A 23842-nucleotide genomic window follows, 5' to 3' on the forward strand; every position below is an offset into this window, starting at 1 on the left:
TATCCGCAAAATGCGCACAGAGAGAAGGAGCTTATCGCAACAACGTTAGAACGTAGACTGAATTTTCAGGCCCGCTACCACCGCGTTGTCGACTTGCTTAACACCACCTGGGTTGGCGATGTATTGCAGGTTGGGACGCACGGTCAGCCAGTTGGTGACGTGGATGCCGTAGTTGAGTTCGACGTTGTATTCGGTGTTGCGCAGCGGTGCGTAACCCGATTGGTCGTAATCCGTGAAACCGCCGGCCGCGTTGAGCAACTCAGCATTTTTCTTCACGTCACTGTTGGCATGGATACGGGATACACCGATACCCACGTCATCTTTTGTACGTGCGTCGAATGGACCTTTATACACAAGCATCAGCGACTGGTAGTTGTCGACCAGGTTGGTGTCTTTGTCGTGGAAGGTGACGTTGGCCGCAATGTTCAAGCCGCGGGAAGCATCGCCATTGTGGGTGGTGAGTTGCTGTTGCAGAACGCCCCAGTAACCGCTTTTGCTGCTGCGAACGCGGAAAGCTGCGCCCGTGGTGCCAGCATCGTTACCGTTGACGTCTTCACGTACGTCGGTAGCGTCGGCGGTGCTCTTGTAGTAACCCACACGGTATTCGCCCGGCAGGCCATTGACCTTCGGCGACCAGACCAATTCAACCGGCAATACGGTGCCCTTGGTGCCGCTGCCGCTGAGCTTGAAGCCGTTGCCGTGCTCCAGTTGCGACGGGTTCTGGTTGTACGCACCGATTTGCGCATACAGCTCAGGCGTGATGTTGTACTTCACGCGGATAGCCGCCTGGCTGACGGGCCAGTTGTACCAGGTGTTTACATAGTTACCGACCTGCGAGCCACAGAACGACAGGTTCTGGAAGTCGCACGGGAAGGTGTTGAAGTCTTCGCCTTCACCGAAGTAACCGAGTTTCACGTCCAGCTTGTTGTCGAACATCTGGTGCTGAATCCAGAACTGGGTCAGACGCACCATGTGGCCTCGGCCGTCGACTTCCTGAGACGAGCTCAAGGTGCCGGCACGCGGGTCACCAATACGGTCGTTGGAAATGTTTGCGCCATTACGATTGGTCAACTGGATCTTGGCCTGGGTGTTATCCCAGCCCCACAGCTTTTGCAGGTCCAGTGCCACGCCCAGACCGAACTGGTCAGCGTAACGGGCAGTCTTGTCGTTGTTGTAGCCACCGCTGAGGTTGCCACCGACTTCACCGACGTAATCCGCCTTGATGTCGATACCTTGCTCGATCAGCTTGGTACGCTCGCCGCCCCAATCGCCGGTCATCCACTTGGAATCGGCGCTGAACGCGTCGTCCGCCATCGCATTGGCGGACAGTACCAGGGCGGCTGCTGCTGACAGTTGGCAGATCAGCCGGGTGTTGTTGTGGTGCTTTTTCATCCCTACATCCTCGTCTTTATTGTTATTAACTGTTTTTATCTAACGCGGTTTACTTCTTTGTGAGAGCAGGACTCTCACAAAAGCCCCTACACATCATTTGAAACTTCAGCGTCCCTTGAATTGAGCGACGTTGTCGGCACGGTCCTGGGCAGGCAACGAAGCGGCAGTGCCCAGGCGCTCGCCGGTCTTGGCGTCGAACAGCAACACTTTGGCCGGGTCGAACTGCAAGGTCAGGGTCTCGCCCACTTGCGGCGCCACATCGGGCGCCAGGCGGCAGCAGACCTTGGTGTCATTGATTTGCACGAACACCAGGGTGTCCGGACCGGTCGGCTCGGTGACTTGCACCTCGGCCCGAATGGTCGGCGCGCCGGTGGCTTCGGCGGCGGCCAGCACGATCTGCTCCGGGCGCAGGCCCAGGATCACTTCGCGGTCTTCAAGACCGGCATCGTTCACGTTCAATGGCAATTCACAGCGGGCCTGGCCGCTGTCCAGCAGCGCCACCAGGCGGCCGTCCTTGCGTTGCAGGCGCAGTGGAATGAAGTTCATCGGCGGCGAACCGATGAAGCTCGCCACGAACAGGTTGGCCGGGTCGTTGTAGATCTCTTTCGGCGTGCCGAACTGCTGGATGATGCCGTCCTTCATGACCGCCACTTTGTCGCCCAGGGTCATCGCTTCGATCTGATCGTGGGTGACGTAGACGGTGGTGGTTTTCAGACGCTGGTGCATCAGTTTCATTTCGGTACGCATCTCGACCCGCAGCTTGGCGTCGAGGTTGGACAGCGGTTCGTCGAACAGGTAGATCTTCGGGCGACGCGCCAGTGCACGGCCCATGGCCACACGTTGTTGCTGGCCACCGGAGAGTTGGCCCGGCTTGCGATTGAGCAGGTGCTCGATCTGCAGCAGCTTGGCCACTCGCGCCACTTCTTCATCAATCGCCGCCTGGGGCATCTTGCGAATCTTCAGGCCGAATTCGATGTTCTCGCGCACGCTCATGGTCGGGTACAGCGCGTAGGACTGGAACACCATGGCGATGTCACGATCCTTGGGGCTCATGCCGCTGACGTCCTGGTCGCCGATCATGATCGCGCCACCGGTGATGTTTTCCAGGCCGGCAATGCAATTCATCAAGGTCGATTTGCCGCAACCCGAAGGGCCGACCAGGATCAGGAACTCACCTTCCTTGATCGACAGTTCGATGTTCTTCAGGGTGTCCGGCAGGCCGGTACCGTAGGTCTTGTTTACGTTACGAAGTTCGAGCGTTGCCATGATTACCCCTTGACCGCGCCGGCCGTCAGGCCGCGCACGAAATACTTGCCTGCGACCACATAGACCAGCAGGGTCGGCAGCCCGGCGATCATCGCCGCCGCCATATCAACGTTATATTCCTTGACCCCGGTACTGGTGTTGACCAGGTTGTTCAGCGCCACCGTGATGGGCTGCGAATCACCGCTGGAGAACACCACGCCGAACAGGAAGTCGTTCCAGATCTGCGTGAACTGCCAGATCAGGCACACCATGATGATGGGTGTCGACATCGGCAGGATGATCAGGCGGAAGATCGTGAAGAACCCCGCGCCATCCAGGCGAGCCGCCTTCACCAGTGCATCGGGAATGCTGACGTAGTAGTTACGGAAGAACAGTGTAGTAAACGCCAGTCCGTAGACGATGTGCACGAACACCAGGCCCGTGGTGGTACTGGCCAGGCCCATCTTGCCGAGGGTGAACGAAGCTGGCAGCAGCACGGTCTGGAACGGCAGGAAGCAGCCGAACAGCAACAGGCCGAAGAACAACTGCGAACCACGGAAGCGCCACATCGACAGCACGTAGCCGTTCAACGCACCGATGGCGGTGGAGATCAGTACCGCCGGAACGGTGATCTTGATCGAGTTCCAGAAGTAGCCGTCAACCGTGGCCCAGGCTTTCACCCAGCCGATGCCGGTGACCACGGTGGGCCAGCTCAGCAGGTTGCCGGTGCTGATGTCTTCCGGGGTCTTGAAGCTGGTGAGCAACATGACCACCAACGGCACCAGGTACAGCAGGACAGCGAGAATCAGCACCGCGTAGATCGCGACGCGGCTCAGGCTGATGGCAGGTTTGCCAGCAAGACTAGTCATTGCGCTTGGTCCTCAGCTCGGAGTACAGGTAAGGCACGATGATCGCGAGAATCGCACCGAGCATCAGAATCGCACTGGCCGAACCCATGCCCATCTGGCCGCGGCTGAAGGTGAAGGAGTACATGAACATCGCCGGCAGGTCGGAGGAGTAACCCGGACCACCCGCCGTCATTGCAGCCACCAGGTCGAAGCTCTTGATCGCGATATGCGCCAGGATCATTACCGCACTGAAGAACACCGGGCGCAGGCTTGGCAGCACCACTTTCCAGTAGATGCGCGGCATGCTCGCGCCGTCGATCTGCGCCGCACGGATGATCGATTGATCAACACCGCGCAGGCCGGCGAGGAACATCGCCATGATGAAGCCCGAGGCTTGCCACACAGCAGCGATCACCAGGCAATACACCACACGGTCCGGGTCGATCAGCCAGTCCAGGCGAAAGCCTTCCCAGCCCCAGTCACGCAGCAGTTTGTCCAGGCCCATGCCTGGGTTGAGCAGCCATTTCCAGGCGGTACCGGTGACGATCATCGAGAGCGCCATCGGGTACAGGTAAATGGTGCGGATAAAACCTTCGCGACGGATTTTCTGGTCGAGGAAAATCGCCAGGGTCACGCCGATCACCAGGGTGATGCCGATGAACATGCCACCGAATACCGCGAGGTTCTTGCTCGCGACCCACCAGCGGTCGTTGTCGAACAAGCGCACGTATTGCGCCAGGCCTACGAACTTGTAGGTCGGCAGGAAAGTCGAGTTAGTGAACGACAGCACGAACGTCCACAGGATGTAGCCATAGAAGCCCACCAGAACGATGAACATGCTCGGCGCCAGCACCAGTTTGGGTAGCCAGCGCTGCAGTGCATCGAACGGCGAGGCTTTGCTGAACACAGCAACAGAACTCATGGGAAAATCCAGTACAGGGAAAAAGGACTACAGGAACATGCCTTGTGGGGGTTAGGGGTCCCCCCACAAGGCCATTCGGTACTAACCGTTACTTGGCCGACTTGATCGCTGCCGCGAGTTTCTTCGCGGTATCGGCAGGGTCAGCTTTCGGGTCATTGATGTAGTTGGTCACGACATCAAAGAACGCGCCTTGTACCGCCAGCGTGGTTGCCATGTTGTGGGCCATGCTTGGTTGCAGGCCGCCAGTCTTGGCATCCGCCAGGAAGTCCTTGGCAGCAGTCTGGGCGCAGGAGTCGAAGCCGTATTTGCCCATGTCTTGCAACATGTCGATACGAACCGGGATCGAGCCCTTGTTGATGCTGAAGACTTTCTGGAAGTTTTCGCTTAGCACGACCTTGGCGATGTCCTGCTGACCGGCAGCAGTGCCTTTGTCTTTCTGCTTGAAGGCTGCGAGGGAGTCGATGTTGTAGGTGAAGGCCTTGTCGGTGCCCGGGAAGGCTACGCACTCGTAGTCTTTGCCGGCGACTTTCTTGGCGGCGGTCCATTCACTCTTGGCCCAGTCACCCATGATCTGCATGCCGGCCTTGCCATTGATGACCTTGGCGGCTTCCAGGTTCCAGTCCTGGCCTTTGCCGTCGGCGTCCATGTAGGTCGCGACTTTCTTCAGCTCGGTCAGGGACTTGATCATTTCAGGGCCGGTCAGGGCTTTTTCGTCGAGGTCCACCAGGGCTTTCTTGTAACCGTCAGCCCCCATGACCGAGAGCACGACCGCTTCGAAGACGGTGCTGTCCTGCCAAGGCTGGCCGCCGTGGGCGAGCGCAATGAAGCCGGCTTTTTTCAGCTTGTCGCCAGCGGCGTAGAATTCTTCGAGGGTGGTAGGCGGTTTTTCGATACCGGCTTTCTTGAACACTTCCGGGTTGATCCACAGCCAGTTCACGCGGTGAATGTTCACCGGCACGGCCACGTAATCACCTTCGTACTTCACGGTATCGGAGACTTTCTTGTCCAGCAGGCTGTCCCACTTCTCTTCTTTGGCGGGTTCCTTCAGGACGTCGGTGTCGAGCAGCCCGGTGGACGCCCATTCCTGGATGTCGGGGCCTTTGATCTGGGCCATGCCTGGCGGGTTGCCAGCAACGGCGCGGCTTTTCAGTACGGTCATGGCAGTGGAACCGCCACCGCCGGCGACGGCACCGTCTTTCCAGGTGAAACCGTCTTTTTCAACTTGGGCCTTCAGGACATCTACTGCCGCTTTCTCGCCACCCGAGGTCCACCAATGCACAACTTCAACCGTCCCTTTCGAGTCGGCGGCAAAAGCACTGAGGGGAAACAACGAGGCAACGGAAATAGCTACGGCGAGGCGACTGATCGCTTTCATCTGAGTACCTTTTTTCTTGTTGTTATGCATGCAAGTCGGTGCTTGCGCTGCAAACGAGTTTAAACAGGGATTTTTCAGGTGCAGGTAACAAAGGGACGCCAAAATGTCACCACTTGGTGACATAGCGCCCGGTGGCCACGGCACTGGCCATGCTCGGTGACAAGGGTAGCCCCGGCAGCAAGACAGACTGCCAGGCGTGGTAGAGGTCCGGTTTGCCACCCCAGATTTTCGCGCTGGGCTGGTTTTTCGGGCTCAGTTCGTGGTGCCAACTGCCGTGGGTGCGGTCAATGAAACGGGTTTCACAGAACTCCCAGAAGCGCCGGTACCAGGTTTCGTAATGCAGCTCCCCCGTGCGTTTGAGCAGCGCCTGGGCAGCGGCACTGGCTTCGCAATGGGTCCAGTGCAGGCGCTCGCGCACCACGGGGCGCTGGCTCCAGTCGAGGGTGTAGACAATGCCGGGAGCGCCGTCGACGGCCCAGGCGTATTCACAGGCGCTGGCGAACAGGCCCTTGGCGTCGGTCACTAGCCACTCAGGGGTGACGAGCCCGGCATCCAGGCGCGCAGCCTCAAGGTGCAACACCAGTCGCGCCCATTCGAAGCCGTGGCCGGGGGTGATGCCGTAGGGACGAAAACCATCGGCCGGGTTGTCTTCGTTGTAACCACGCAGGGGTTGCCAATGGCTGTCGAAATGCTCGATCACCATGTCCCGGTTTTGCGCCGCATGGGTATGAATAATCCGCTCGACGATGCGCAGTGCCCGGTCCAGCCAGCGGGTTTCACCGGTGACATCGGCCAGGGCCAGGAAGGCTTCGGTGGCGTGCATGTTGCTGTTGGCGCCGCGATAGGCTTCTACCCCGCTCCAGTCCTGGGCGAAGGACTCGAGCATCGCGCCCTCCTCTTCGTTCCAGAAGTACTGGTCGATGATGTGGATCGCGTCGTTGAGCAAGGTTTGCGCGCCGGGCGCGCCGGCCACTACTGCGGAGCTGGCGGCCAGGGCGACAAAAGCGTGCAGGTAGGCGGCCTTGCCGGTGTTGCCGTCGCGGGCGTCGGGCGTGGCGAACCAACCGCCGTGCCGGGCATCGCGCAGCGGGCCGCTGAGGGCCACGACGCCGTGTTCCACCAGGTCGGCATAACCTGGCAGGCCCAGGCCATGAGCCATGGCAAAGCTGTGGGTCATACGGGCGGTGTTCATGGTTTCAGCGACGGCATCGGGCGGCAAAACACCGTGATCGTCGAGGTTGCCGAAGCCGTCAGGCAGCCTGGAAGCCTTGGCGAATGACAGCAGGCGCTGGCCTTCAGTGGCAAGCCAGGCGTGATGGGCAGGTGCGTTCAGCCAACTACTGGCAGGCAGTGGTTGCGTGGTCATGATTAGCCCTTTTTATTATGTGCGGGATGACGGGAGTCTAAACAAGGGCGGCGCGAGGGCAAGTAACGAAGGAGACGGGAAATGTCACCGATTGGTGACATTGATTGTGCCAGGGCCTGCAGGCGTCATGTGTAGTGACGCCTGCAGCACCTCACATCACTGCTGCCCGAGAGGGGTGATCCGGGCCGGCTGGTTGATCTGCTGCTGCAGGTTCTGCACCTGGCTTTGCAAGGCAGTGACGTTACGCGTGGTCTGGATGCGGAACACGTCGAACTCCTTGGTGGACGGACCGTCCGAAGCCGCGGCGCGGTTGTCCAGTTCGCTCTTGAGGACCACAAGGTCCTGCTCCAGGCGGGCGATGGCGGCCGTGGGGTTGCCCTGTTTTTTCAGGGCTGCGACGTCGGCGGAGAGGTCCTTGAACTCGGCGTCCCGGGACTTGAGGGTAGCCACCGCCTCCGTCAGCGCCTGGACCTGGCCCTGCAATTGCGCGTTGGCACTGGACAGCTGGGTCGTGCTGGCGGTCATCTGCTCCAGGCGCTTGTCCAGGTCAGTTGCCTGGCCGGCCACGCCCATCTGCTGCTTGCCCTGCTCCAGCAACTGGGTCTCCAGCTGCTTGATCTGCAGTTTCAGGGCCTCGCTGCCATTATTCACATTGGCTTCGCTGGCCACCACCTTGCCGGAAATATCCTGCAGGCGCCCCGCCGCTTCCTCGCTGATGCGCGCGAAGCTTTCCTGGGTCGCCACCAGTTGCTGGCCCATCAGGGAAATCTGCTGGAAGCTCCACCAGGCAAGGCCGGCGAAGGCGAACAGCAGCGCACCGACCAATGCCCACAGCGGCCCGGTACTGGCGCTCTTGACCTTGACAACCGGCGCAGGCCGGGAGCGCACGGAGGTAGCCGGCGTGGGCTCGAAATCATCGTCGTCCGAGGTGTCGGCCCGCAGGCTGGGAACGTTGTCGAAGTCGTCGTTAGCATCGTTACGCATGAATCAACCTTAAATCCTTTGAGGTGGCATATGGATAGCCAGGCGTCGGAGTATAAACCCCCGACCTGCCGCACTGATCGACCCGGGTTCGCAAATTCGGTTCCCGGTGTGTTGCCGGTTATTTAAGTCCCACGTCCTGGGCCTTCCACCAGCTACAGAACTCGTCGAGGGCCGCCCACAGGCTGACCTTGGGCTGGTAGTCGAGATAATGCCGTGCGCGGGTGATGTCGAGGGTGAAATCTTTGTTCATCACCTGCATGCCCAGCCGTGACAAAGACGGTTCCGGGCGCCCTGGCCAGATGGCACAGAAAGCTTCATTGAGCGCCGCAACGCTGTAAGACAAGCCGTAGGACCGATAACGGGTGACCTGAGGCATGTCCATCTGTCGCATCACGTAGTTCACCACATCCCACACCGGCACCGGGGCACCGTTGCTGATGTTGTAGACCTTGCCCAACGCCGAGCCCGTCGCCAGCAAACTGCTGAGCAGGGCTTCATTGAGGTTGTGCACGCTGGTGAAATCGACCTTGTTCAGGCCATCGCCGACAATCGCCAGGCGGTTCTTGCGCTGCATCTTCAACAGGCGCGGGAAGATGCTCATGTCGCCGGCCCCCGTGACAAAGCGCGGGCGCAGGGCCAGCACTTCGAGGCCAAACTCCTGGGCGCCAAACACCTTTTGCTCCGCCAGGTATTTGGTGGCTGCATACGGATGCTTGAAACGCTTGGGCACTTGTTCTTCGGTCAAGCCCAGGTGGTCACGGCCGTCGAAGTAGATCGACGGCGAAGACAGGTGCACCAGGCGCCCGACCCGCTGCTTGAGGCAGGCCTCCACCACGTTTTCGGTAACCAGCACATTGCCCTGGTGGAAGTCCTGATAACGCCCCCACAGCCCCACGGCCCCGGCGCAATGCACCACGGCCTCGACGTCGCGGCACAGCTCGCGCACCAGGTCCGGATCATTCAAATCACCCTGGATAAACTCGGCGCCGCGCCGTACCAGGTGCTCCACACCTTCGGCCCGCCGCCCGTTGACCCGCACGTCCAGGCCCTGCTCCAGGGCGAAACGCGCAAAGCGCCCGCCAATGAAGCCGCTTGCGCCGGTGACCAGAATTTTCATGACTTACTCCGCATTCTTTCGTTTTTCATCGCTGTTGCCTTGACGCTGGCCATCACGCCAACGGCACCAACCATTGCCCCGTTGTGTGTGCCAGATGATCCGTCAGCAGGCCCAGCAATTGTCCACCACTGCGCCAATGATGCCAGTACAGCGGCACATCGATCGGCTTATCTGGCAATAACTCCACCAACACGCCCTTTTCCAGCTGGTCGCGCACCTGCAGTTCGGGCACCAGGCCCCAGCCCAATCCGGCTTCCGTCAGGCGAATAAAACCTTCGGACGAGGGGCATAGATGGTGTTCGAAACCACCGTCGACGCCCAGGGACGCCAGGTAGCGATGCTGCAGGAAATCATCCGGGCCGAACACCAGCGCCGGCGTGCGGGCCAGTTGATCGGCCCGCACGCCCTCGGGAAAGTGCCGGGCGACAAACGCCGGGCTGGCCAGCGCCCGATACCGCATCGCGCCGAGCAACAGGCTGCGGGCACCGGCCACCGGGCGTTCGCTGGCGCAAATACAGGCTGCCACTTCGCCGGCGCGCATGCGCTTGAGGCCGACGGTCTGGTCTTCTACCACCAGGTCCAACAGCAAATGCTGCTCGGCGCAGAAGTCGCTCACCGCCTCGGCCCACCACGTGGCCAGGCTGTCGGCATTCAAGGCGATGCGCAGGCGCTCGGGCATGCCCTCTTCATCCAGCGCGGGCACCTGGCTTTGCAGGTCGCGCTCCAGCAATCGTACCTGTTGCACGTGGTTGAGCAGGCGGCGGCCGATCTCGGTGGGCGTCGGCGGCGTGGCACGTACCAGCACCGGCTGGCCGATCCGCGCCTCCAACAGCTTGATGCGCTGGGAGATCGCCGATTGGGAAATTCCCAATACCTGCGCGCCGCGCTCGAAGCCGGCCTGTTCCACCACCGCCGCCAGGGCGGAAAGCAATTTATAGTCGAACATCAGTTTTCCTAATGAGCGATCAGCAATATTGGTTTTTCTTATACAGCCTTGGACGGGAGAATAGCCAGCATCGCTTCTTCTTATTCAAGGACCTCCACATGGCTGGCGAAACCGCCCTGGCAACCCTGCTGCGCAGCATGAGCCCACAGCTCAATGACGGCGACTACGTGTTCTGCACCCTGGCCGACAGCCGAATCCCCGAAGGTTGCGAGGTGATCGGCAGCTTCCGCGAGCAGGAAGGCCTGACGTTGATCGTCGAGCGCCAGCAGGCCGAGCGCGCCGGACTGGCCTTCGACTATGTGGCTGCGTGGATCACCCTCAACGTCCATTCGGCCCTGGAAGCGGTCGGCCTGACCGCCGCGTTCGCCACGGCCCTGGGCCAGGCCGGGATCAGTTGCAACGTGATTGCCGGCTACTACCACGATCACCTGTTTGTCGGCCGCGCCGATGCCGAGCGCGCCATGACGGTGTTGCGGCAATTGGCGGCGGGCGCGGAGTAAATCCTATGTGGCAAAGCTATATGAACGGCCTGTTGGTGGCCTTTGGTTTGATCATGGCGATCGGCACCCAGAACGCGTTTGTGCTGGCGCAGAGCCTGCGGCGCGAACATCACCTGCCGGTGGCGGCACTGTGCGTGGTGTGCGACGCGATCCTGGTGGCCGCCGGCGTATTCGGCCTGGCCACCGTGCTGGCGCATAACCCGGTATTGCTGGCGATTGCCCGCTGGGGTGGCGCGGCGTTCCTGCTTTGGTACGGTACCCTCGCCCTGCGCCGGGCCTGCTCGAAGCAGAGCCTGGGCGAGGGCGAGAACCTCAAGGTACGCTCGTTGAAGGCGGTGATGCTCAGCGCCTTGGCAGTGACGTTGCTCAACCCCCACGTGTACCTGGACACCGTCTTGTTGATCGGCTCCCTCGGCGCCCAGCAAACCGAACCGGGCGCCTACGTGGCCGGGGCCGCCAGCGCTTCATTCCTGTGGTTCATGACCCTGGCCCTGGGCGCCGCATGGCTGGCACCGTGGCTGGCGCGCCCCGCCACCTGGCGGATTCTGGACCTGCTGGTAGCCGCCATGATGTTCAGCGTGGCCTATCAATTAATCAGCGCAGCGTAGATATTCCAAAACGCTCTGGAACCTCTATCCCACACAGTTGTTGCGTGGTTTTGCCGCACCCCCGGTGCTATGATCCAGCCCCTGCGCCGCAAAGAGTACAAACTCCCCGGCGCTTGTTTGGCCGCCCGTGATCGGCCTTGCGCTCACCGCAACTGACCTGATTAGGAGAATCATCATGGCTTTCGAATTGCCGCCGCTGCCCTACGCACACGATGCCCTGCAGCCGCACATTTCCAAGGAAACCTTGGAATACCACCACGACAAGCACCACAACACCTATGTCGTGAACCTGAACAACCTGGTGCCTGGCACCGAGTTCGAAGGCAAGACCCTGGAAGAAATCGTCAAGTCTTCTTCGGGCGGCATCTTCAACAACGCCGCTCAGGTCTGGAACCACACTTTCTACTGGAACTGCCTGGCGCCAAACGCTGGCGGCCAACCTACCGGCGCACTGGCTGAGGCGATCAACGCTGCCTTCGGTTCGTTCGACAAGTTCAAGGAAGAGTTCACCAAGACTTCCGTCGGCACCTTCGGTTCCGGTTGGGGCTGGCTGGTGAAAAAGGCTGACGGTTCCCTGGCCCTGGCCAGCACCATCGGCGCCGGCAACCCGCTGACCAGCGGCGACACCCCGCTGCTGACCTGCGACGTCTGGGAACACGCTTACTACATCGACTACCGCAACGTGCGTCCAAAGTATGTGGAAGCGTTCTGGAACCTGGTCAACTGGAAGTTCGTGGCTGAGCAGTTCGAAGGCAAGACCTTCACCGCTTAAGTACCGCTTGCAGTAGAAAGAGCCCGGCGATTGCCGGGCTTTTTTGTGGGCGATTACAAATGGAAAAATGCCAGGAAAACGCTGGAACTCATCAAAAGGATTTCGCCACGCAGCATGTAAGAGGAATGTCCCTCTGATTGACTGCAGGAGAACTTGATATGGATCTAGCATCTTTGATCGGCATGGCCCCTCAAGCACTTAACGTGTTCGATAACGTGACAGATAAGGGCCTGGACGTCCTGGACAAAAGCCTGGGCATCCTTGATAAGACCGTGGACATAGCTCGACAGGCCTTGGGGCAAATCGACCCTCAGGCGCAAGACCAGCCACAACCGCCGAAAATTTCGTTTACCTGATGGGCGCTGACGCTCGACGGTTTGTTTCGCTGGCCTGAAAAACCCGCGCTCGTCCTGAAAAGACAGTACAAGAAGTCGGCACGTACGATCCGCCGACTTCACTCCATGCCAGGCCTGCCTTTCCATTCCCCCTCCCAACGTCTTACCCCCGGACGCGCTCATCTAAACTGCAAAACCTGCCCTGGCCGCAATGTCCCTTTGACTGCCCTCACGGGATTGCCAATACTCATGGCATATTGAGGCTACCCGCATGGAACAAGGAATAACCCTTTGAAGCTGGAACTCAAAAACAGCTTGTCGGTGAAGTTGCTACGGGTGGTACTGCTTTCGGCATTGGCCGTGGGCGTGGTACTGAGCGCGGCGCAGATCGTCTTTGATGCGTACAAGACGCGCCAGGCCGTGGCCGGTGATGCCCAGCGCATCCTCGACATGTTTCGCGACCCGTCCACCCAGGCCGTCTACAGCCTGGACCGGGAGATGGGCATGCAGGTCATCGAAGGCCTGTTCCAGGATGATGCCGTGCGCATGGCCTCCATCGGCCACCCCAACGAAACCATGCTCGCGGAAAAAACCCGCGACCTGCAACAATCCCCGAGCCGCTGGCTGACCGACCTGATCCTGGGCCAGGAACGCACGTTCACCACACCGCTGGTGGGGCGCGGGCCTTACAGCGAGTACTACGGTGACCTCAGCATCACCCTCGACACCGCCACCTATGGCAAAGGGTTTCTCGTCAGTTCGGTGATCATTTTCATCTCCGGGGTGCTGCGGGCGCTGGCCATGGGGCTGGTGTTGTACCTGGTCTATCACTGGCTGCTGACCAAGCCGCTCTCGCGTATCATCGAGCACCTGAGTTCGATCAACCCCGACCGCCCCAGCGAGCACAAGATCCCGCAGCTCAAGGGCCACGAGAAAAACGAGCTGGGGCTCTGGATCAACACCGCCAACCAGTTGCTCGAATCCATCGAGCGCAATACGCACTTGCGCCATGAGGCGGAAAACAGCCTGCTGCGCATGGCCCAGTACGACTTCCTGACCGGCCTGCCGAACCGCCAGAAACTGCAGGAGCAACTGGACAAGATCCTGATCGACGCCGGCCGCCGGCAACGTCGGGTCGCGGTGTTGTGCGTGGGGCTGGATGACTTCAAAAGCGTCAACGAGCAGTTCACCTACCAGGCCGGCGACCAGTTGCTGCTGGCCCTGGCCGACCGCCTGCGCGCCCACAGCGGCCGCCTCGGCGCCCTCGCCCGCCTCGGCGGCGACCAGTTCGCCCTGGTGCAGGCCGATATCGAGCAGCCCTACGAAGCCGCCGAATTGGCACAAAGCATCCTCGACGACCTGGAAGCCGAATTCGCCCTCGATCATGAGCAGATCCGCCTGCGTGCCACCATCGGCATCACCCTGTTCCCGGAAGACGGCGACAGCACCGAGAAGCTGCTGCAAAAAGCCGAACAGACCATGACCCTGGCCAAGAGCCGCTCGCGCAACCGCTACCAGTTCTATATCGCCAGCGTCGACAGCGAAATGCGCCGCCGCCGCGAGCTGGAAAAGGATCTGCGCGACGCCTTGAGCCGCGAGCAGTTTCACCTGGTGTACCAGCCGCAGATCAGCTATCTCGACCACCGTGTGGTGGGTGTCGAAGCGTTGATCCGCTGGCAGCACCCGGAGCACGGCCTGGTGCCGCCCGACCTGTTTATCCCCCTGGCCGAACAGAACGGCACCATCATTGCCATCGGCGAATGGGTACTGGACCAGGCCTGCCGGCAACTGCGGGAATGGCATGACCTGGGCTTCACCGAGCTGCGCATGGCGGTCAACCTGTCGACCGTGCAGTTGCACCACGCCGAGCTGCCACGGGTGGTCAACAACCTGCTGCAAATCTACCGCTTGCCGCCGCGTAGCCTGGAGCTGGAAGTCACCGAGACCGGCCTGATGGAAGACATCAGCACCGCCGCCCAGCACCTGCTGAGCCTGCGCCGCTCCGGGGCACTGATTGCGATTGATGACTTCGGCACCGGCTATTCGTCCCTGAGCTATCTGAAAAGCCTGCCGCTGGACAAGATCAAGATCGACAAGAGCTTCGTCCAGGACCTGCTGGATGACGACGACGATGCGACCATCGTGCGGGCGATCATCCAGCTCGGCAAAAGCCTTGGCATGCAGGTGATCGCCGAGGGTGTGGAGACCGCCGAACAGGAGGCCTACATCATCTCCGAGGGTTGCCACGAGGGTCAGGGCTACCACTACAGCAAACCCTTGCCGGCACGGGAGTTGGTGGCCTACTTGAAACAGGCCCAGCGCAATAACGCCGCCATCCTCTGAAGCGATGCCGGCCATCGGGGCCACGCGCGCCGATGGCCGGCAAATCGATACTAAATATTTCCTGCTTATAACGCTTTACACAAAATGCAAATCTTTCGCATTATGTCGCAGTTTTGCGCGCCCCCCGCGTGCCCCATCAACAACCGAAGCAGGATGTTCGCCATGATTCGTATGCCCCTGGCCACCGCCAGCCTTCTCGCCATTGCCATTTCGCTCGCCGGTTGCGGTGAAGGCAAAGACAAGGCCGCCGCGCCTCAAGCCCCGGCCGCCGCCAGCACCACCGCCCCGGCGGCTGCCCCGGCAGGCCAGGTAGACGAGGCCGCCGCCAAGGCCGTGGTCGCGCATTACGCTGACATGGTGTTCGCGGTGTACAGCGATGCCGAGTCCACCGCGAAAACCCTGCAAACCGCGATCGACACTTTCCTTGCCAACCCGAACGACGACACCCTGAAAGCGGCCCGTACCGCCTGGATCGCCTCGCGCGTGCCGTACCTGCAGAGTGAAGTGTTCCGCTTCGGCAACACCATCATTGACGACTGGGAAGGCCAGGTGAACGCCTGGCCCCTGGACGAAGGCCTGATCGACTACGTCGACAAGACCTACGAACACGCCCTGGGCAACCCTGGCGCCACCGCCAACATCATCGCCAACAACGAGATCCAGGTCGGCGAAGACAAGGTCGATGTCAAAGACATCACCCCGGAAAAACTCGCCAGCCTGAATGAGCTGGGCGGTTCCGAAGCCAACGTAGCCACCGGCTACCACGCAATTGAATTCCTGCTCTGGGGCCAGGACCTGAACGGCACCGGCCCGGGCGCCGGCAACCGTCCAGCGTCGGACTACATGACCGGTGATGGCGCCACTGGCGGCCACAACGAGCGCCGCCGCACCTACCTGCGCGCCGTGACTCAACTGTTGGTCAGCGACCTGGAAGAAATGGTCGGCAACTGGAAGCCCAACGTCGAAGACAACTACCGCGCCACGCTGGAAGCAGAACCTGCGACCGATGGCCTGCGCAAGATGCTGTTCGGCATGGGTAGCCTGTCCCTGGGCGAGCTGGCCGGTGAGCGCATGAAGGTTTCCCTGGAAGCCAACTCGCCGGAAGACGAACAGGACTGCTTCAGCGACAACACCCACAACTCGCACTTCTACGACGCCAAGGGTATTCGTAACGTTTACCTGGGTGAGTACACCCGCACCGACGGTACCAAGATGACCGGCGCCAGCCTGTCCTCCCTGGTGGCCAAGGCCGACCCGGCGGCCGATGAAGCGTTGAAGGCTGACCTGGCCTCCACCGAAGCGAAGATCCAGGTGATGGTGGACCACGCCAACAACGGCGAACACTACGACCAGTTGATTGCTGCCGGTAACGACAAAGGCAACCAGATCGTACGTGACGCCATCGCCGCATTGGTGAAGCAGACCGGTTCGATCGAACAGGCTGCTGGCAAGCTGGGCATCAGTGACTTGAACCCGGATAACGCTGATCACGAGTTCTGATCAGTGCCGCGTTGAATGAGGCGACCTTCGGGTCGCCTTTTTTGTGCCTGCCCTCCAAGCTCCATCAACCAGCACAAATCTCCTGTGGGAGCGGGCTTGCTCGCGAAAGCGGTGGGTCAGCCAATGCATCCGTTGACTGATACACCGCTTTCGCGAGCAAGCCCGCTCCCACACTTGATCTGCCACGTCTCCAACGCCCCCCGGTTTACTTGCCCTGCACCGCAGGTAGAATGGCGCCTTTCCTGTCACCCCGAGCGGACCTCATGGCGTTGCCGACCTTACGGATAATCGGTTTCATTATCGGCATCTTCCTGATCACCCTGGCGATCGCCATGGTCATCCCCATGGCGACCCTGGTGTTTTTTGAACGCACCAGCGACCTGCCGTCGTTCCTCTGGGCCAGCCTGATTACCTTTATCGCGGGCCTGGCACTGGTCATCCCCGGCCGCCCGGAACATGTGCACCTGCGCCCGCGGGACATGTACCTGCTCACCGTCTCCAGCTGGCTGGTGGTGTGCATCTTCGCCGCACTGCCGTTCCTGCTGACCCAGCACATCAGCTACACCGACTCGTTCTTCGAAAGCATGTCGGGCATCACCGCCACCGGTTCCACGGTGCTCAGCGGCCTGGACACCATGTCCCCGGGCATCCTCATCTGGCGCTCGCTGCTGCACTGGCTCGGCGGTATCGGCTTTATCGGCATGGCGGTGGCGATCCTGCCGCTGCTGCGCATCGGTGGCATGCGCCTGTTCCAGACCGAATCCTCCGACCGCTCGGAAAAGGTCATGCCCCGCTCACACATGGTGGCGCGCCTGATCGTGGCGGCGTACGTGGGCATCACCATCCTCGGCAGCCTGGCGTTCTGGTGGGCCGGGATGGGGCTGTTCGATGCGATCAACCATGCGATGTCGGCGATTTCCACCGGCGGGTTTTCCACTTCCGACGAATCCCTGGCCCACTGGAAACAGCCGGCGGTGCACTGGGTGGCCGTGGTGGTGATGATTCTCGGCAGTCTGCCGTTCACCCTCTATGTGGCCACGATGCGCGGCAACCGCCGGGCGCTGATCAAGGACCAGCAGGTGCAGGGCATGCTCGGTTTGCTGGTGGTGACCTGGCTGGTGCTCGGCACCTGGTATTGGTGGACCACCAATCTGCATTGGCTGGAGGCGCTGCGCCACGTGGCGGTAAACGTCACTTCGGTAGTCACTACCACAGGTTTTGCGCTGGGGGACTACAGCATCTGGGGCAATTTCTCGCTGATGCTGTTCTTCTACCTGGGCTTTGTGGGCGGTTGCTCCGGCTCCACGGCTGGCGGGATCAAGATCTTCCGTTTCCAGGTCGCCTACATCCTGCTCAAGGCCAACTTGAACCAGCTGATTCACCCACGGGCGGTGATCAAGCAGAAGTACAACGGTCATCGCCTCGATGAAGAAATCGTGCGTTCGATCCTGACCTTTTCGTTTTTCTTCGCCATCACCATCTGCGCCATCGCCCTGGCCCTGTCGTTGCTGGGCCTGGACTGGATGACCGCGCTGACCGGCGCCGCCAGTACCGTGTCCGGCGTGGGCCCGGGCCTGGGTGAAACCATCGGCCCGGCCGGTAACTTCTCCACCCTGCCGGACGCGGCCAAGTGGATCCTGTCATTCGGCATGCTGCTGGGCCGGCTGGAGATCATTACGGTGTTTGTGCTGTGCATTCCGGCGTTTTGGCGTCACTGACAGGCAGCTCATGCAACCGCGCCCGGTACTCGCCGGGCGTGGCATCGAACCAGCGGCGAAACGCACGAAAGAAGTTGCTCGGGTCGGCAAACCCCAACAGGTAGGCAATTTCCAGCAGGGTCATGCTCGGCTGCGCCAGGTATTGCTCGGCCAGTTCGCGGCGGGTGTCGTCGAGCAAGGTCTGGAAACTCGTGCCCTCCTCCTGCAAGCGGCGCTGCAAGGTGCGCTGGGACAGGTGCAACGTCTGCGCAACCACTTCACGCTTGGGCTCGCCCTGGGGCAGCAATCGGCATAGCACCTGCCGCGCCTTGTGGGTCACCCGGCTCTCGGAAAACCGCGCCAGGTACTCCCCGGCAAAACGATCGTGCAACAACGCCATCGCCTCGTTCGCCGTGGGCAACGGCGCTTCCATATCGGCCCGCTCGAAGATCAGCGCGTCATAGGGCGCGTTGAACACCAGCGGTGCATGGAAGGCTTGTTTGTAGGGCGCCAGGTCCGCTGGCTGATCGCCCTGCACCAGCACCTTGCGCGGTTGCAACGTGCGCCCGGTCAGCCAGCCGCATAACGCCAGGGCACTGGCCAGGGACGCTTCGGCACTTTGCCGGGTAGGCGGCAGGTGGTCGCCGTGCACCGTCAGAATCAGCGCATAACCTTCGGGTAACAGGCGGAAACTCAGGTCGGCACTTTCAGCAATGATTCGCTGGTAACGCACCAGCCGCATAAAACCTTCGGCCAGGGTATTGCTGGACATCAAGGCGTAGCCGGCCACATGAAACGATGCCGGGCGCACCACCTTGCCCATGTTCAAGCCAATCGCCGGGTTGCCCGACAGCTCGACCGCGCGCTGCCAGAGCCGGGTCATGGAGTCCTGGGGGAAGCGTGCATCCGGGTCATTCAGCGCGGCGTAATCCAGGCCAAGCTGCTTGAACAAGGCACGGCAATCCAGGCCGTCCATTTCCAGCGCCTTGACTATCCCCATCGCCCAGCTTGCAGAAGTCGTTCGTTCGCTCATGGCGTTTTCTTAACAAGGAAGGCTGAAACGACAGCCAGGAATCCGAAGGATACTAAAGTGGCATCTATTGTCACTGGCTGTTACCACTGATGACTCTAGACTCAAATAAGCTCCCCGCCGAACATCTGTCGGGCAGAACAATAACCAGAGGGCCGACCACTGTGGAAAATGCCAGGCAATTCAACAGCTTCGCCGATTTCTACCCGTATTACCTGAGCGAACACGGCAACAGTACGTGCCGTCGCCTGCACTTTATCGGCACCAGCCTCGTTATCTTCATTCTCGCGTTGGCGATCGGCAAAGGTGCGTGGCTACTGCTGCTGGCGCTGCCGGTGGCCGGCTACAGCTTTGCCTGGATCGGCCATTTCTTCTTTGAAAAGAATCGCCCGGCGACCTTCCAGCATCCGCTGTACAGCCTGTTGGGGGATTTCGTGATGTACCGCGACATGATTCTGGGCAAGGTGCCGTTCTAGCCCCACGCTTAAAGAATAATAAGAGAGGCTTTGATGAACCAGCAGGCCCGTTTCACCCATATGCAGGATGGTACCCAGGAAGACTGGGCGATCATCGCCAAGGATTTCAGTGCTTACGCACGGCAATTGCCAAGCCGGATCCTGGCGCATCTACGGCTGCTGGAGGGCGACTTCGGCGGCTTCCCGGTGGACCGCCTGACCCACTCGCTGCAAACCGCCAGCCGCGCCTGGCACGATGGCCGGGATGAAGAGTACGTGGTGTGCGCCCTGCTCCACGACATCGGCGACACCCTCGGTTCCTACAACCACCCGGACATCGCCGCCGCGATCCTCAAGCCGTTTGTGAGCGCCGAGAATCTGTGGATGGTGGAGAAGCACGGGATCTTCCAGGGCTACTACTTCTTCCACCACCTGGGGATGGACCGCCACCTGCGCGAGCAATTTGGCGACCACCCGCAGTACCGGCAAACCATCGAGTTCTGCGCGCAGTACGACGCGGCGGCGTTCGACCCGGCCTACGACACCCTGCCGCTGAGCTTCTTCGAGCCGATGCTGGCGCGGGTGTTTGCCCAGCCGAAGAACTCGCTCTACAAGGCGGCGATGGAACGCCAGGGTTAAACCGGCAGCAATGTGCCGCCGTGACCGGTTTGGGTGGCTGGCTCCGGATCTTTGACGATCTCCCGGGCCACCATCAGGATCACGATGGCCGCAATGATGTCGAAAATCGCCAGCACCACAAACAGCGGGCTGTAGCCGACCTTGGTCACCAGCACGCCGAACACCGCAGTAAACGCCGCAGCCCCGATAAACCCGCACATCTGCCCGCCACCGGTGGCGGTGGCCACGTCGTTCTTGCCGAATGAGTCCGAGGCGATGGAAAACAGCGCACCCGACAAGGTCTGGTGGGCGAAACCGCCGACACACAGCAGGGCAATCGCGGTGTAGGCACTGTCCACCAGGCCGATGCACGCCGGGCCGATCATGCACAGGCAACCGAACAGCATCACCAGCTTGCGCGAGGTGAACAGCGAGACCTTGAAGTAGCGGTGGAACAACGGGCTCAGGTAGCCACCCAGCACACAGCCAATGTCGGCGGCCAGGAACGGTAGCCAGGCGAACAGCGCCATTTCCTTGATGTTCATGTGCCGCTCGGTCATCAGGTACAACGGAATCCAGGCATTGAACGTCTGCCAGGCCGGCTCCGAGAGCATCCGCGCCGAGGCGATGGCGAAAAAGTTGCGGCTCTTGAGGATGCGCTTCCAGCTGGCTTTCTTCTGCACGCCTTCCTTGAGGTGGGTTTCCTGGCCGGCCTCGATGTACTCACGCTCGGCCTGGGCCAGCAGGCGCTGGTCACGCGGGTGCTTGTACAGCAGCAGCCACAGCCCGCTCCACACCAGGCCGATGCCGCCAACGATCAGGAATGCCAACTGCCAGCCGCTGTGCAAAATCGCCCAGACCACCAGTGGCGGCGCCAGCAACGCACCAAACGACGAACCAAAGTTGAACCAGCCGATGGCGACGGAGCGCTCCTTGGCCGGGAACCACTCGGTAATCGCCTTGACGCCGCCGGGGAAGCCCGCCGACTCCGTCAGCCCCAGTGCGCCACGGGCCACTGCCAGGCTCTGCCAACCGGTGGCGAATGCCGCCAGGGCACAGACTACCGACCAGGAGATGGCGAAGATGGCAAAGCCCATCTTGGTACCGATCGCATCGATCACATAACCGGCGATCGGCTGCATCAAGGCGTAGCACACCTGCCAGGCAACAACGATGTGGGAATACTGCTCAGTGGAGATGCTCAGGTCGGTCATCAGCGTGGGGGCTGCGACTGAGAGCGTGTTGCGGGCCAGGTAGTTAATAATCAGGCCGACCGTCATCAGCCCGACCATCCACCAACGGATGCCTTTGATTTTCATCGCTTCACCTTAATTATTTTTAGATTTGAGGCGTACGTTCTGCGACCGAGCGCATCCGTATTACGGGCGCTATAAAACTGTAACGTCATATGTCGTCATACAACTGTTAGCGTTATATTCAGTCCGCAGTACGATGTCAATCCGTGAAGGGTGATGTTGTACGATGACAATCGACACCCCTGTGGCGCCACGTCACTTGCGCGGCGGGATGAAGACGCGTTCATTTTCTGAGATAAAATCTTTCTGTCATTTACAGTGCTGTATCCTGCACAGGCTTTTTGAACGCGCGGAATCACCTGCGATTGATAAAACAGATCTTGCGAGGAGCGACGACGATGCACGAAATCCCTAATCTCCCCTTCCCAAGCCTGCACGAAACTGAGCAGCCAACCCCGCAACAGGCCGGTGCCACCAAGCCCGAGCCCAAAGAGGCAAAACCGGTCGACCGCAAGAGCGAAGACTGAGAGCCGTACCCAGACCGTGTGGAAAGCGTGACATTGCGCGCTTTCCACACCGCCTGAACACCGTGAGCCCCGCCATGACCGACACCCCCCCCGATACCGCCCTGCTCGACACTGCCTTGCACATGGTCGACGTATGGAACCGCCTCACCCCGGAAAAACAGGCCCTCCTGCTCAAGCGCTTCGGCACCCAGGAAAACGCCCTCGCCGCGTTGGTAACCACGCAACTGCTCAACCCCGCCGATCGCTAAAAGTTTGCTTTGCTGCCCCCGCACGCGCCCAGCATCGGTATCATAAGCAGCCTATCTTTTCCTGCTGCGACAGTGGACCTCTCCCCATGCCAGATACCCAGCGCCCCATGGCGGTCACGCTGCAAGTCGTTTCCATCGTTTTGTTCACCTTCATCGGCTACCTGAATATCGGCATTCCCCTGGCCGTGTTGCCTGGCTATGTGCACAGCGACCTGGGCTTTGGCGCCGTGATCGCGGGCCTTGTGATCAGCGTGCAATACCTGGCCACTCTGCTGAGCCGGCCCTATGCCGGACGCATCATCGATAATCGCGGCAGCAAGCGCGCCGTCATGTACGGCCTGGCCGGTTGCGGGTTGAGCGGCGTGTTCATGTTGCTCTCGGCGTGGCTGTCACACCTGCCGGCGCTGAGCCTCACCAGTCTGCTGATTGGCCGCCTGGTGCTGGGCAGCGCTGAAAGCCTGGTGGGCTCGGGTTCCATCGGCTGGGGCATTGGCCGGGTGGGCGCGGCGAATACCGCCAAGGTCATCTCCTGGAACGGCATCGCCAGCTACGGCGCCCTGGCCATCGGCGCACCGCTGGGGGTGTTGCTGGTCAGTCATTTCGGGCTGTGGAGCATGGGCGTCAGCATCATCCTGCTGGCGGTGCTGGGCCTGCTGCTGGCCTGGCCGAAAGTCGCCGCGCCGATCGTGGTGGGCGAGCGCCTGCCGTTCATGCATGTGCTGGGGCGCGTGTTGCCTCACGGCTGCGGGCTGGCGCTGGGCTCGATCGGGTTTGGCACCATCGCCACCTTCATCACCTTGTATTACGCGACCCAGCATTGGGATAACGCGGTGCTGTGCCTGAGCCTGTTCGGTGCCAGCTTTATCGGGGCGCGGTTGTTGTTCGGCAATTTGATCAACCGCATTGGCGGGTTTCGCGTAGCGATTGCCTGTTTGTCGGTGGAGACGCTGGGGCTGCTGCTGCTGTGGCTGGCGCCGGATCCTCATTTGGCGTTGGCGGGTGCGGCGTTGAGCGGGTTTGGCTTTTCCCTGGTGTTTCCGGCCTTGGGTGTGGAGGCGGTCAACCTGGTGCCCGCCTCGAGCCGGGGTGCGGCGGTGGGGGCGTATTCGCTGTTTATCGATTTGTCGTTGGGGATCACCGGGCCGTTGGCCGGGGCGATTGCGGCGGGGTTCGGGTTTGCCTCGATCTTCCTGTTTGCGGCGATCGCGGCGTTTGGCGGGTTGCTGTTGAGCCTGTATTTGTATCGGCAGGCGCCGAAGTATCGCGAAGAACGTCAGGCGAGTTAGAAGTCCACCTTGCCGCGGCCGGCCTTGATGCTGCCGCGTTTGGTCTTGGATTCGAGGCGGCGCTTCTTTGAGCCCAGGGTGGGTTTGGTGGGGCGGCGTTTCTTTTCGACCTTGGTGGCGCTGAGGATCAGTTCCACCAGGCGCTCGAGGGCGTCGGCGCGGTTTTGTTCCTGGGTGCGGTATTGCTGGGCCTTGAGGATCAGTACGCCTTCGCTGGTGATGCGGGTGTCGCGCAGGGCCAGCAGGCGTTCCTTGTAGAAGTCAGGCAGGGACGAGGCCGGGATGTCGAAACGCAGGTGCACGGCGCTGGAGACCTTGTTGACGTTTTGACCGCCAGCGCCCTGGGCGCGGATGGCTGTCAGTTCGATCTCGGCGTCGGGGAGGTGCACGTTGTTGGATATCACCAGCATTTTTTGATCGGGCCTTGGGGTGGAGGGGTAAGGATACGCCAATGTGTTGGGCTGCTGGGGGC

Annotated in this window: 24 protein-coding genes; 12 read left to right on the forward strand and 12 right to left on the reverse strand. The window is 61.0% G+C overall.

Translation table 11 applies throughout. The features are described from left to right. Positions 1-45 precede the first annotated feature (45 nt). The 9 genes from HX869_RS27500 to HX869_RS27540 form a co-directional block, all read right to left on the reverse strand. Entirely contained in the window at positions 46-1392 is a 1347-nt protein-coding gene (locus tag HX869_RS27500; RefSeq protein WP_003213016.1) for a carbohydrate porin, read from the reverse strand. Positions 1393-1497: 105 nt separating this feature from the next. Next, the gene (locus tag HX869_RS27505) at positions 1498-2658 is read right to left on the reverse strand and encodes an ABC transporter ATP-binding protein (RefSeq protein WP_178903951.1); all 1161 of its coding nucleotides are present in this window, start codon (positions 2656-2658) and stop codon (positions 1498-1500) included. A 2-nt stretch (positions 2659-2660) separates the two neighbouring features. Further along, positions 2661-3506, reverse strand: coding sequence for a carbohydrate ABC transporter permease (locus HX869_RS27510; RefSeq protein ID WP_178903952.1), 846 nt, complete (start codon positions 3504-3506; stop codon positions 2661-2663). Next, the gene (locus HX869_RS27515; RefSeq protein ID WP_003213011.1) at positions 3499-4407 is read right to left on the reverse strand and encodes a carbohydrate ABC transporter permease; all 909 of its coding nucleotides are present in this window, start codon (positions 4405-4407) and stop codon (positions 3499-3501) included. The genes HX869_RS27510 and HX869_RS27515 overlap by 8 nt, the downstream gene beginning before the upstream one ends. A gap of 88 nt (positions 4408-4495) precedes the next feature. Then, positions 4496-5782: an ABC transporter substrate-binding protein gene (locus HX869_RS27520; protein ID WP_177035217.1), complete on the reverse strand. Its 1287-nt coding sequence runs from the start codon at positions 5780-5782 to the stop codon at positions 4496-4498. Between the two features lie 106 nt (positions 5783-5888). Then, positions 5889-7148: an AGE family epimerase/isomerase gene (locus HX869_RS27525; RefSeq protein ID WP_003213007.1), complete on the reverse strand. Its 1260-nt coding sequence runs from the start codon at positions 7146-7148 to the stop codon at positions 5889-5891. A gap of 156 nt (positions 7149-7304) precedes the next feature. After that, positions 7305-8132: a hypothetical protein gene (locus HX869_RS27530; RefSeq protein ID WP_003213005.1), complete on the reverse strand. Its 828-nt coding sequence runs from the start codon at positions 8130-8132 to the stop codon at positions 7305-7307. A 118-nt stretch (positions 8133-8250) separates the two neighbouring features. Next, positions 8251-9249, reverse strand: coding sequence for an NAD(P)-dependent oxidoreductase (locus tag HX869_RS27535; RefSeq protein ID WP_178903953.1), 999 nt, complete (start codon positions 9247-9249; stop codon positions 8251-8253). 52 nt (positions 9250-9301) lie between these two features. Next, a complete protein-coding gene (locus HX869_RS27540; RefSeq protein WP_003213001.1) occupies positions 9302-10195 on the reverse strand; it encodes a LysR family transcriptional regulator ArgP in 894 nt (297 codons plus the stop codon). Between the two features lie 98 nt (positions 10196-10293). Between HX869_RS27540 and HX869_RS27545 the strand changes: the two genes are divergently transcribed. From HX869_RS27545 to HX869_RS27575, 7 genes are all read left to right on the forward strand, one after another. Then, positions 10294-10695, forward strand: coding sequence for an ACT domain-containing protein (locus tag HX869_RS27545; RefSeq protein WP_003213000.1), 402 nt, complete (start codon positions 10294-10296; stop codon positions 10693-10695). A gap of 5 nt (positions 10696-10700) precedes the next feature. Further along, the gene (locus HX869_RS27550; protein WP_003212999.1) at positions 10701-11303 is read left to right on the forward strand and encodes a LysE/ArgO family amino acid transporter; all 603 of its coding nucleotides are present in this window, start codon (positions 10701-10703) and stop codon (positions 11301-11303) included. 175 nt (positions 11304-11478) lie between these two features. Then, on the forward strand, positions 11479-12075 hold the full coding sequence (locus HX869_RS27555) for a superoxide dismutase (protein ID WP_003212997.1): 597 nt from the start codon (positions 11479-11481) through the stop codon (positions 12073-12075). A gap of 158 nt (positions 12076-12233) precedes the next feature. Then, positions 12234-12431: a hypothetical protein gene (locus HX869_RS27560; RefSeq protein ID WP_003212995.1), complete on the forward strand. Its 198-nt coding sequence runs from the start codon at positions 12234-12236 to the stop codon at positions 12429-12431. Between the two features lie 270 nt (positions 12432-12701). Then, a complete protein-coding gene (locus tag HX869_RS27565) occupies positions 12702-14753 on the forward strand; it encodes a bifunctional diguanylate cyclase/phosphodiesterase (protein ID WP_003212994.1) in 2052 nt (683 codons plus the stop codon). A gap of 162 nt (positions 14754-14915) precedes the next feature. Further along, on the forward strand, positions 14916-16253 hold the full coding sequence (locus HX869_RS27570; RefSeq protein WP_003212990.1) for an imelysin family protein: 1338 nt from the start codon (positions 14916-14918) through the stop codon (positions 16251-16253). A 263-nt stretch (positions 16254-16516) separates the two neighbouring features. Then, entirely contained in the window at positions 16517-17971 is a 1455-nt protein-coding gene (locus HX869_RS27575; protein ID WP_008430983.1) for a TrkH family potassium uptake protein, read from the forward strand. Here HX869_RS27575 and HX869_RS27580 read toward each other — a convergent pair. Beyond that, on the reverse strand, positions 17928-18983 hold the full coding sequence (locus HX869_RS27580) for an AraC family transcriptional regulator (RefSeq protein WP_003212986.1): 1056 nt from the start codon (positions 18981-18983) through the stop codon (positions 17928-17930). The genes HX869_RS27575 and HX869_RS27580 overlap by 44 nt on opposite strands. Positions 18984-19144: 161 nt before the next feature. Here HX869_RS27580 and HX869_RS27585 point away from each other — a divergent pair, with 161 nt between their 5' ends. Continuing rightward, complete coding sequence (locus HX869_RS27585; RefSeq protein WP_177027643.1) at positions 19145-19456, forward strand: DUF962 domain-containing protein; 312 nt, start codon at positions 19145-19147, stop codon at positions 19454-19456. 33 nt (positions 19457-19489) lie between these two features. Continuing rightward, positions 19490-20074 (forward strand): HD domain-containing protein, encoded by a 585-nt coding sequence (locus HX869_RS27590; RefSeq protein WP_003212982.1) that lies wholly within the window; start codon positions 19490-19492, stop codon positions 20072-20074. On the opposite strand, the gene HX869_RS27595 is transcribed toward HX869_RS27590, so the two are convergent. Then, the gene (locus HX869_RS27595) at positions 20071-21345 is read right to left on the reverse strand and encodes an MFS transporter (protein WP_052024259.1); all 1275 of its coding nucleotides are present in this window, start codon (positions 21343-21345) and stop codon (positions 20071-20073) included. The genes HX869_RS27590 and HX869_RS27595 overlap by 4 nt on opposite strands. A gap of 362 nt (positions 21346-21707) precedes the next feature. Here HX869_RS27595 and HX869_RS31650 point away from each other — a divergent pair, with 362 nt between their 5' ends. From HX869_RS31650 to HX869_RS27605, 3 genes are all read left to right on the forward strand, one after another. Then, positions 21708-21836, forward strand: a complete 129-nt coding sequence (locus HX869_RS31650) for a hypothetical protein (protein ID WP_003212978.1) — start codon at positions 21708-21710, stop codon at positions 21834-21836. Between the two features lie 74 nt (positions 21837-21910). Then, positions 21911-22084, forward strand: a complete 174-nt coding sequence (locus tag HX869_RS27600) for a hypothetical protein (protein ID WP_178903954.1) — start codon at positions 21911-21913, stop codon at positions 22082-22084. Positions 22085-22170: 86 nt separating this feature from the next. Then, positions 22171-23370 (forward strand): MFS transporter, encoded by a 1200-nt coding sequence (locus HX869_RS27605; protein WP_003212974.1) that lies wholly within the window; start codon positions 22171-22173, stop codon positions 23368-23370. Here the strand turns inward: HX869_RS27605 and arfB are convergent. Next, positions 23367-23780, reverse strand: a complete 414-nt coding sequence (arfB, locus tag HX869_RS27610) for an alternative ribosome rescue aminoacyl-tRNA hydrolase ArfB (RefSeq protein ID WP_003212972.1) — start codon at positions 23778-23780, stop codon at positions 23367-23369. The genes HX869_RS27605 and arfB overlap by 4 nt on opposite strands. Between the last annotated feature and the right edge of the window lie 62 nt (positions 23781-23842).

Origin of the sequence: Pseudomonas sp. P7779, from assembly GCF_013386315.1 — a bacterium.
Lineage (GTDB): Bacteria > Pseudomonadota > Gammaproteobacteria > Pseudomonadales > Pseudomonadaceae > Aquipseudomonas.